We start from the raw sequence: 9815 nt of genomic DNA on the forward strand, positions 1-9815 counted from the left end.
TTTCGATTCGTTCATGTAGGCATGTATTATGCTACATGATGGCCTCGTTTTGGCGACAGCCAAGCCGATATAACGATCCGAGAAACCCAAGTATGATCTATAATGATTCAGCTGCTACTCCTCAAATCAATAAGCAGCCATTGCTAACGATTTCGATTGTTACATTTAATCCTGACTTTGATGAGCTTAAAAGAACCCTTGGCAGCCTGAAATGCGCATTGAACACGTTTGCGCCCGATACCTTCTCCATCACAATCGTAGACAACTCGTTCAGCAATGAAGTAGCCTCATTTTTGCAGTATAGCTTTCCAGAACTGCCTGTTAAACTGATTCAAGGTCAAGGAAATATCGGCTTCGGTCGTGCCCATAATATCGCGATGCAGCAGATGGGTGAATTTCATCTCATTCTCAATCCTGACATACAACTCGATCCCGACGCGTTGGTAAATGCGCTTGCGTTTATGAGCACCAATAAACACTGTGGATTATTGAGCCCCTATGCAGCGTGGCCAAACGGGCAGCGACAATATCTGTGCAAGCGATACCCAACAGCATTTGACTTGCTTCTCAGAGGATTTGCCCCTCCGGCAATTCGGTCGCTTTTTTCGAGACGATTATCACGATATGAATTGCAGACTGAAACCCAGAACGACGTCTACTGGAACCCACCCATCGTCAGCGGATGCTTTATGTTTTTCAGAAATAGCATTTTGAAGGAAACGCGGGGTTTTTGTGAAAATTTTTTCTTATACTTCGAAGATTTCGATCTTTCCGTAAGGTCAAATAAAATTACAGATTCCGCTTATGTGCCAACAGTTCGCGTGGTTCACGCAGGCGGCCACGCCTCAAAGAAAGGATTTTGGCATATCAAGATCTTTATACAATCAGCGATAACCTTCTACAGAATCCACGGGATCAAATTATTTTAGAACTGAATAGCACGCAAACTACGGTGTTCCTTTGAAATTTTATGTCTATTATTGAAAATGCGCAAGCGTTCACTGCTGCACACATCTGTCTTAACTTGACGCCTTGAGAAGCAAGTCATATGGCTGCAAGGGTACTGAACACGATCAGGCACGTATTGATGAGTGAACCGAAACGCTGCCAGACATCCTCGACATGCTAAAATCCTTTCATTTCGCTGTTCTCGCGCTTCACTGAAGCCCCCTTTTCACTTCATCATAAAAGCCGGCACACCGGTCCGTCCGTGCGTTCTGCCGATCGAGCGTAAGCGGTCAAGCGATGGCGTTAGACTTGAAGTTCCAAGGCATAAGGGCTTCGATTTCGGTTACAGGCCAGCCTTGAGCAATGCGGCTTAGTGTTTGGGATAGCCAGTCGAGCGGATCGACACTGTTCATTTTGCATGTCTGGAGAAGCGTGGCCAGTGTAGCCCAAGTCCGTCCACCGCCTTCGCTTCCGGCAAACAGGCTGTTTTTCCTCGTGATTGTCTGTGGTCTGATCGCACGCTCGACAATGTTGCTATCGATTTCGACCCGGCCATCGGCGAGGAAGCGCTCCAGGGCCTCACGCCGGGTGAACGCGTAGCGGATCGCCTCGGCGGTTTTGGACTTGCCCGAGACTTTACCCAGTTCCTGTTCCCACAGGTCGAAGAGGCGGGCGACAATGGTTTCGGACTGTTCCTGACGGAACGCGGCGCGTATGTCGGCATTCTTGCCGCGAACCTCATCCTCGATCTTCCACAATTTGGTCATGGCGATGACCGTATCTGTTGCAGCCTGCGAGATCCCGCTGACGTGCAGATCATAAAATTTGCGGCGCAGATGGGCGCGATTACGACGGGCGTGTTAATCCCTGTACGGTCACAGTGCCGGCAGGAGTATTTGAACCGTACGTTCTGCAGGACCTTTGCCTTGACCTCGATATGGAGCTGCTCGCGAACGGCTTCGCCCATGCGATGCATTTGGCTTTTGCAGCACGGGCAAGCCTTCTGATCGTCAGCAAGGTCGTATTCGACACGCTCGCGCGGCAGGTCTGCCGGCAGAGGCCTGCGTCCCAGCTTTTTGCCCGTAACGCCCTCGGCCGCAGGCAAGCCAGTATCTGGAAGCTCGACAACATCGTCTTCCTCGCTACCACCTTCGACCGCAGCCTCTTCGGCCTCGTTGAAGAAACGATCAATGTGCTTCTCACTGCGGGGTGCAAAGCGATGGAGCTTTGCCAGTGCCAGTTCTTCTTCCAGCTTGACGACCCGCTGCGAGAGCGCTTCCTTCTCGGCTTTGAGCGCAGCGATTTCGGCAGCGTTGGCTACCAATTGCGCCATCAGTTCTGCAATGCTCGGTTCGCCGGTGCGAGTCATCAGATTCTTGAATCTGAACCGCCCCTGCGCGTCAATCTCAATTCGCCATCCTCAGCCAGCAATCTGATACTGCCGCACGGGATGGGGATCATCGCATCGATATCGATGCCATCGAGGATCCAGTGGAGTTGCTCTGTCGTAAGCGTCACCACCGCAGTTTCCCGGCGAGGCCACCTGAACCGGTCTTCCGTTAGCTTCTTCAGGACCATAACAAACCCGGACCGATCAAAGAACAAGAGCTTCACCCGGTCACGCCTGCGATTGGAGAAGGCAAACACCGATGGAGCAAACGGGTCCAGCTCCATCACCTCTTGCACAAGGACCGCGAGGCTGTTGATGCCCGCGCGGAAGTCGATGGGTTCCCGATGGTGGTAGACCTTCAGATCAGCGCCCAGTCTGAACATGGCTCAACGCTCCTATGATTGCCGCCAGACCATCGACATCGCTGCATTCCAGCGTCAGGCTGACCCCGTTCGGCAGCACCGCGCTCAGCTTGGATGCATGAGATCGTTTGCCCACCGGCTCCACCTTCGTCAGTGGACCGCTAGCAGAAGACGAGTGCATATCCGTAGCTATCTGAACCGGAACGAACCTAGATACCGCAGGCAAAGCACTATCTTCTCTGACTCTCTTCACCCATTTGCGAACGAGATCGGCGTTGACGCCGTGCTCCAGAGCTAGACGCGAAACCGAAACGCCGGGCTCTAAACACGCTGCGACAAGCCGATCTCGGGAGGCAGGGGCATATCGACGGCGGCCGTCGCGGCCAACAAGCCGCACCTGCATTTTAGGAGTATCGTCCATGATTTGGTGTCCACCTGTTTTGGTGGACACTTCATGCATCAGAGCACTGTGCTTCGGAAGGTGCACAGAAATTCGCGCTTACGTTGTACTAATCTGTGCTTTGGGTTGATAAACGCTACAGATAGGCAGATTAAACTTCGTCAGATTTCCGATTACCTTCGTGACAATCGGTTGATTACCCATAAGGACCGTGGTTTGATGATCGCTAATCTGATCTTGGAAGGAGATGGCATGTCGAGAGTAGCAGAAATCCGAGCGAAACTCGGACACGTTCATATCGATACTCCTTATTATGCAGGCGTAGACAACCCGGACCACCTCGGTATTTTTTGGAGCTCCAATAGTCTTTTCAGAAGAATGTTCGATCAACTTGATTTAACGAACACGGTAGAATTGGCTTGTGGTCATGGCCGCCACACCGCACAGATTGTGGATAAGGTTGGCCGTATCACCCTAATTGATATCAATCAGGAAAACATTGACGTTTGCCGCAGTCGTTTTTCTCAAAGTCCAAATGTTTTTTACTCAGTAAACAATGGTGCCGACCTACGTGATATCAAAACAGAAACTATAACTGCTCTATTTTGTTACGACGCAATGGTTCACTTTGAAGCCAGTGACGTGATTGGGTATCTGAGTGAAATCGCTCGCATACTTTGTCCTGGCGGAAGAGCTCTTTTACACTACTCGAATTGTGAGGATTTTCCTGAAGGAACATATGAGGATCAACAGCATTGGCGTAGTTTCTTCTCTGAGAAAATGATGAGACATTTTTCCAATCGCGCAGGATTTCGGTTGATTGACACGCAAATTACACCTTGGCCGCCCACGGCTGTGACGCAGCCGAGAATTGATGCAGTAACACTTTTGGAAAAGCTGCAAGGATAGTCCGGGATTAAGACGACTCGACTGCTAGTAACTGTACCTCCCTTTCCTCTCCGAACAGATCGGTAGCCATCTGGACACTTCTAAAAACCTCGCCTTTCCGGCCGGAATTCGATTCCATCCCCGTGCTGATTTGCGGCAAGCTGCAAGCAGACCCCGTCTGGCGGAAGGGGTGATCGGTCGGATATCGGTAGCGAACACAATGATCTGCTGTGAGCTTCTATGTCTGCGCCTAGTATTGGAACTAGTGACGTGCTCCCGTTAAATTAGGCCATTCAGAACTGGAATTTTCCACTTATGATCCCTTATCCGGGAGAAGGAGAGTTCCATGAAGGCATCGAAGTTTTCAGAGGCGCAGATTGCATTCGTTTTGAAGCAGGCAGAGGATGGCACACCTATTGGTGAGGTCTGTCGCAAGGCCGGTATTTCAGATGCCACGTTTTATAACTGGCGCAAGAAATATGCGGGCCTGATGCCATCCGAGATGAAGCGGTTACGGCAACTCGAAGAGGAGAATGCCAAGCTGAAGCGGATCGTTGCTGATCTGTCTCTGGACAAGGCGATGCTTCAGGATGTTTTGGCAAAAATGTATGGTCCGCCTCGTCCGTGCAAGGGGTTTGATGGTCCTGACGGTTCCAGTCTGCATAAATGTATCCGGCCTCTCGCGAGTGGACTGTTGTTACAGTCAGGCCATGATGAGATCCGCGCGCACCGTTCTCGAATAACTGGTTCGGGCGCCAAGCCCGCTTTTTTGCCCAGAGCTTACGCTGCGCTGATCAACTGTCTCGTCATCACTATCCCGCTCCTCGCAGTCTGTCGCTGGATCAGGTTTTTGCCGGATCCTGACGATTGTAGATCGCGCCCGGTCGGGTCATAATCACCCATGCGACGCGTGCAATTTTGGCAGCAAGAGCGACCGCCGCCTTGTTATTGTGCATCCTGGCCTGAAGCCCGTCCAGCCACACGCCGAGCCGGTCTCTCGTTCGATCAAGATGGAGAAGGCATGTTCGTGCGCCGTGGATCAGTAATCGTCGCAGATATGAACTGCCCCGCTTGCTGATACCCAGTAATGTGGTTTTCCCTCCAGTTGAATGCTCTCGCGGAACAAGTCCCAACCAGGCGGCCATGTCGCGAGCCCTTTTGAACTGGCGACCCGTTCCCGCTGCTGCCAATAGCCCAGTAGCAGTCAATGCCCCGATGCCGGGAACAGTCATGAGGCGACGGGCGGTATCGTCCGCGTCGGCCGCTGCTTCGATCTGACGGCTCACTTCAGCAATTCTTTGCTCAAGATAGCGAATGTCCTCGAAGAGAGACATAAGCAACTGCCGCATTGGTGCCGACAGGTCGTTGTCCTCATCCTCCAGGACCCTTGGCATGTCCGCCTTGAACTTACCCGCCCCCTGATGCATCGCAATGCCGTATTCGAGGCAGAAGGCGCGCATCTGGCATATAACCCGGGTGCGCTGAGCCACGAGGCGGTCCCGTACTCTATGCAGTGCCTGAACATCGATCTGATCAGACGTACGCACCTCGACAAACCGCATTGTTGGCCGTGTCACGGCCTCGGCTATAGCTTCGGCATCAATGATGTCACTTTTGTTGGATTTGACGAAGGGCTTCACAAACTTTGCAGCAACAATTCGAACTGTGTGGCCAAAGCCTTGAAGCTTCCTCGCCAGCCACTGTGAACCGGGGCATGCCTCCATTCCAACGATTGTCGGCGTAGCTCTTTCGAAGAATTGCAGGACAGTGTCACGCCGGAAAGTCGCCTTTTGTATTGGATGACCAGCAGGGTCCAATCCGACGACGTGGAACACGTTCTTGCCAATGTCGACGCCGAATACGGCTGCTTCTCGGGGTTTGTTACGAACGCTCATGACGATCCTCCCTTTTTTGAGTTCGTCTCCCTTATGTGGGGTGGGAGGACGAGGCGGACCATCCCATTAGCTCTGAAGCCTGCACGCAGGCGAGCGCTTGTCGACACTATTAAGTCGGATTGGAAAGTCTCGGTACGACGCGCCTGTTCGGTGCTCAAGATTGACCGGTCACTTTATGTCTACAAGTCAAAGCGCGGCGAGCAGGCTGAACTGAAGCTCAGGATCAAGGACATCTGTCAGACACGGGTTCGTTATGGGTATCGGCGCGTGCATGTGCTTCTCAAGCGTGACGGCTGGCCCGTTAATCCGAAGCGAATCTATCGTCTTTACAAGGAGATGGGACTTCAGCTGCGGAACAAGGTTCCCAAACGACGTGTGAAGGCGAAGCTTCGCGCTGATCGCACAGATGCGACCCATTCCAACCATGTTTGGGCAATGGATTTTGTCCATGATCAATTGGCGACAGGACGGAAGATCCGCATCCTGACGGTGGTTGATACATTCTCACGCTTCTCGCCAGCAGTTGATGCCCGCTTCAGTTATCGTGGTGAGGATGTGGTGCAGACCCTGGAACGGATATGTCGTCAGGTCGGTTATCCTGCGGTTATTCGTGTGGATAATGGCAGCGAATTTATCTCTCGTGACCTGGATCTATGGGCTTACCATAAGGGGGTGGTGCTCGACTTCTCCCGGCCCGGCAAGCCGACAGATAACAGCTACATCGAGAGCTTCAATGGCAAGTTCAGAGCCGAGTGCCTGAACGCCCATTGGTTCATGAGCCTTGACGACGCCCGCATTAAGATGGAGGATTGGCGTAGAGACTATAACGAATTCCGGCCACATAGCGCCATTGGCAATAAGGTGCCGATTTCGCTTATGAATGGCTCAACGGCATCCCCGCCGCTTTGAGCCTTAAACCCGGAAAATTCCAGCTCTCCGTGGTACAAATTCGGGGTGCACCTCAAGCGCTATAACAATCTTCACCCGCACAAGGCTTTAGGATATCAATCTCCACAAGAGTTTCTGAGCCAAAACGCTCAAACCTGAAAATGCCGATTTGTAAAGGGCAACTCCAGTCTTGGAAAAGCAATGAAGATACTTGTACTAACCAACCACCTCGCCGTTTTTGGCGGATCGGAAATTGTCAGCTTGGAAGTCGCAGAGGCATTCTCTAATATGAGCTGCGACGTTAACATATTTTCGGCATATATTGACGACCCGGTGCGCAGTTACATGGACGAACAAGGCCTCAAGTATGGCTCTTTTGAAGATTGTCCAAGTCCTGAAAATTTCGACATCATATGGTCTCAACACCACTTACTGCCGTCTCTCCTCGCAAAACACGGCACACGTAGCATCGAAAACGTTTTCGTCGTAAATGCCAGTTTGTCACCGTATGAACCTTTAGAAATACCCGGAGCCGTTGCCGATGTAGCGGATATGATCGTCGCTAACAGCCAGGAAACCGCCGACCGACTGGTCGAGTTAGGCGTGACCGCTGAGAAGATTTTAGTGTTTTACAATGCAGCTCCTGATAGTTTTAATTTAACTCGCGAAGCTAGGCCCGACCTGAAGCGCGCCCTAATTGTTTCCAATCATGTGCCAGAAGAAGTTGCACACGCAGCTGACATCCTAAGAAGCCGAGGAATCGCCGTCGATCACATTGGACTTCCATCGGTTCAAAAAAAAATCACATCAGGAATCATTTCTTCTTATGATGCAGTTATATCAATCGGTAAGACCGTCCAATATTCGCTGCTTTGTGAAACTCCAGTGTACGTCTACGATCGCTTTGGCGGCCCTGGCTGGTTAACCGGGTCCAATGTTGCAGAGGCCGAAAAATTTAACTTTTCAGGCCGGTGCTGCCGTCGCGAACTGCCGTCGGTGACAATAGCGAATGAACTAATTAGCGGCTACTCCGAAGCCACTTTAGCCGTTCGCATGTTGAAGCAGACATATTCCGAGAAATATTCGCTTCGTAACTACCTCACGCGAATCATCGAGCACGCTTCGCACCGATTGGATGAAGGATGTAAACGTCACATCGATTTATTCATATCTAATCTTGTACAAAGGGAAGGCTTGTTAAGCGGACAGTTGATAACCTTTTTCCAAGTAGCCAAGCACCAGTCGTCTGAAATTGCACAGCTGATCTCAAACGCAGAAACAGAACGGCAAGGCTTTATCAGTGCTCGTCAAAACCTTATCCGCTCTCATGAAGAGGTTTATTCAGCACAGCGACAGCAGCTTTTTGAGAAAGAGCTCCTTCTAAGCCAGCTAAAGAGTAAATTAGCGGATCAAGAGACGAAGTCAGCGAATCTGGAGGCGAAATTGGCCGATATGGTAAGCAGTACATCTTGGAGAATTACCAAGCCACTACGCGCGATAAAACAGCGTATAATAACAGCACAAAGGAAATATGCGTTCAAGGACCCCAATACGGACTACTGATATTATTGATAGCATCGGGTTCAGCGCTTAAAACTGGAACGAGAAAATAGATGAAGCTTTCAGTCAGCTATAATTTTTTTAATGGAGAAGAGCATCTTATCTCCAGCATCAATAGCGTAAGAGACTCTGTTGACTTCATCAGCATCGTCTACCAATCTATTTCGAACTCTGGAAATACAATCACCCCTGAAGCTATCGAGACGTTAAACGAGATCCGCAATAGAAAACTTGCGGACAATATTATCGAATACGTGCCTGATTTTTCTAAAGCACGGCAACAAAATGAGTTGGCCAAGCGAAAGATCGGCTTGGATGAAGCACTTCGCCACCGGTGTACCCACTTTTTTACAATGGATGCCGATGAGTTTTACCGGAGAAATGAAATAGAATTTGCGAAGGATTATATTACGAAGAACAAGATATGGGCGACAAGTGTATCGAGCTTTTTTCACATTAAAACGCCCAATTGGAGAGCAAAAGATATAACCTGCTGCTCTTTTATCACGAGAATTAATGAACGAACTGAGATTGGGTCTGGAAATTATTACATCGACATGGTTGATCCCACCCGATCGTTAAAAACGCCGGATAGCAAATATTATCTTCAAACTAAATTCAGAACTTTTTTCCCGCGCAAGGATCACCATCATTTCCCCGACACTGATGTGGCTATGTATCATATGAATTTTGTTCGAAAAGATGAAATGAAAAGCAAACTAGCCAATACTTCAACAACGGACGTTGCATTTCTTGAGGAAGTTAGAAATCGTGACCTGCCACTGAACTTTCATCCAACGGCGATTAGAGCCTCGGCGGTTTTGACTACGCCAATTGGCGTGTTGGTAGCAACCGGCGGAAACGCCAAGCTTTCATATTGCGCAGCGTTGGAGCCGGTTGCGGCGATGGATCCAGCATAGACCGCCGGGGTTTGGTATCCCAGCGACGAGTGTGGCCGGAAATTGTTGTAATCGTCGGCCCATTGGGCGATGGCGCTGCGGGCGTGATCGAGGCCAAAGAACAGGCTTTCGTTGAGCAATTCGTCGCGCATCCGACCGTTGAAGGATTCAACATAGCCGTTCTGCATAGGCTTTCCTGGCGCGATATAGTGCCACTCAACCTTGTGATCCTTCGACCAGGCCAGGATGGCATTCGAGGTGAGTTCCGTGCCGTTATCGGAGACAATCATTCCTGGCTTGCCGCGTCGTTCGATCAGTGTCGTCAGCTCCCGTGCGACACGGCGGCCGGAGATTGTGGTGTCCGGGATTGCTGCCAGGCATTCCCGCGTCACATCATCAACGATATTGAGAATCCGGAACCGTCTCCCGCATGCAAACTGGTCGTGCACGAAATCGAGGTAACCGCCCGATTGTTACCGTGGAGAATATGTCTTGACGCGGGCGACGATTTCTTCGTCATCGACAAAGCATTCGAGGAATTCTTGCCATTTTTCGGCTGATTGACGCGCGTCGACCAGCATCTGT

Annotated in this window: 6 protein-coding genes and 5 pseudogenes; 5 read left to right on the forward strand and 6 right to left on the reverse strand. The window is 50.7% G+C overall.

Annotation, left to right across the window (positions count from 1 at the left end; all coding sequences use genetic code 11):
- Positions 1-92 precede the first annotated feature (92 nt).
- On the forward strand, positions 93-929 hold the full coding sequence (locus tag F9K78_RS21115; RefSeq protein WP_151682725.1) for a glycosyltransferase: 837 nt from the start codon (positions 93-95) through the stop codon (positions 927-929).
- Positions 930-1238: 309 nt separating this feature from the next.
- On the opposite strand, the pseudogene F9K78_RS22165 reads toward F9K78_RS21115, so the two are convergent.
- The 4 genes and pseudogenes from F9K78_RS22165 to tnpA all read right to left on the reverse strand — a co-directional run.
- A pseudogene (locus F9K78_RS22165) lies at positions 1239-1790 on the reverse strand (IS66 family transposase); the annotation flags it as partial.
- Positions 1778-2317, reverse strand: a pseudogene (locus tag F9K78_RS22170) (IS66 family transposase zinc-finger binding domain-containing protein); the annotation flags it as partial. The pseudogenes F9K78_RS22165 and F9K78_RS22170, both read right to left, overlap by 13 nt.
- On the reverse strand, positions 2317-2721 hold the full coding sequence (tnpB, locus tag F9K78_RS21125; RefSeq protein ID WP_151682726.1) for an IS66 family insertion sequence element accessory protein TnpB: 405 nt from the start codon (positions 2719-2721) through the stop codon (positions 2317-2319). The pseudogene F9K78_RS22170 and the gene tnpB, both read right to left, overlap by 1 nt.
- Positions 2702-3121 (reverse strand): IS66-like element accessory protein TnpA, encoded by a 420-nt coding sequence (gene tnpA, locus F9K78_RS21130; protein WP_412842102.1) that lies wholly within the window; start codon positions 3119-3121, stop codon positions 2702-2704. Before tnpA ends, tnpB begins: the two co-directional genes overlap by 20 nt.
- Before the next feature lie 198 nt (positions 3122-3319).
- Here tnpA and F9K78_RS21135 point away from each other — a divergent pair, with 198 nt between their 5' ends.
- The gene (locus F9K78_RS21135) at positions 3320-4009 is read left to right on the forward strand and encodes a class I SAM-dependent methyltransferase (protein ID WP_167518152.1); all 690 of its coding nucleotides are present in this window, start codon (positions 3320-3322) and stop codon (positions 4007-4009) included.
- Between the two features lie 325 nt (positions 4010-4334).
- Positions 4335-4592, forward strand: a pseudogene (locus F9K78_RS21140) (transposase); the annotation flags it as partial.
- A 238-nt stretch (positions 4593-4830) separates the two neighbouring features.
- Here the strand turns inward: F9K78_RS21140 and F9K78_RS21145 are convergent.
- Positions 4831-5883, reverse strand: a complete 1053-nt coding sequence (locus tag F9K78_RS21145) for an IS110 family RNA-guided transposase (RefSeq protein ID WP_112672644.1) — start codon at positions 5881-5883, stop codon at positions 4831-4833.
- 69 nt (positions 5884-5952) lie between these two features.
- Here F9K78_RS21145 and F9K78_RS21150 point away from each other — a divergent pair.
- A pseudogene (locus tag F9K78_RS21150) lies at positions 5953-6792 on the forward strand (IS3 family transposase); the annotation flags it as partial.
- A 180-nt stretch (positions 6793-6972) separates the two neighbouring features.
- Positions 6973-8334 (forward strand): glycosyltransferase family protein, encoded by a 1362-nt coding sequence (locus tag F9K78_RS21155; RefSeq protein WP_151682728.1) that lies wholly within the window; start codon positions 6973-6975, stop codon positions 8332-8334.
- 787 nt (positions 8335-9121) lie between these two features.
- On the opposite strand, the pseudogene F9K78_RS21160 reads toward F9K78_RS21155, so the two are convergent.
- A pseudogene (locus F9K78_RS21160) lies at positions 9122-9688 on the reverse strand (integrase core domain-containing protein); the annotation flags it as partial.
- Positions 9689-9815 lie beyond the last annotated feature (127 nt).

The sequence above is a fragment of the Brucella pseudintermedia genome (genome assembly GCF_008932435.1).
Lineage (GTDB): Bacteria > Pseudomonadota > Alphaproteobacteria > Rhizobiales > Rhizobiaceae > Brucella > Brucella pseudintermedia.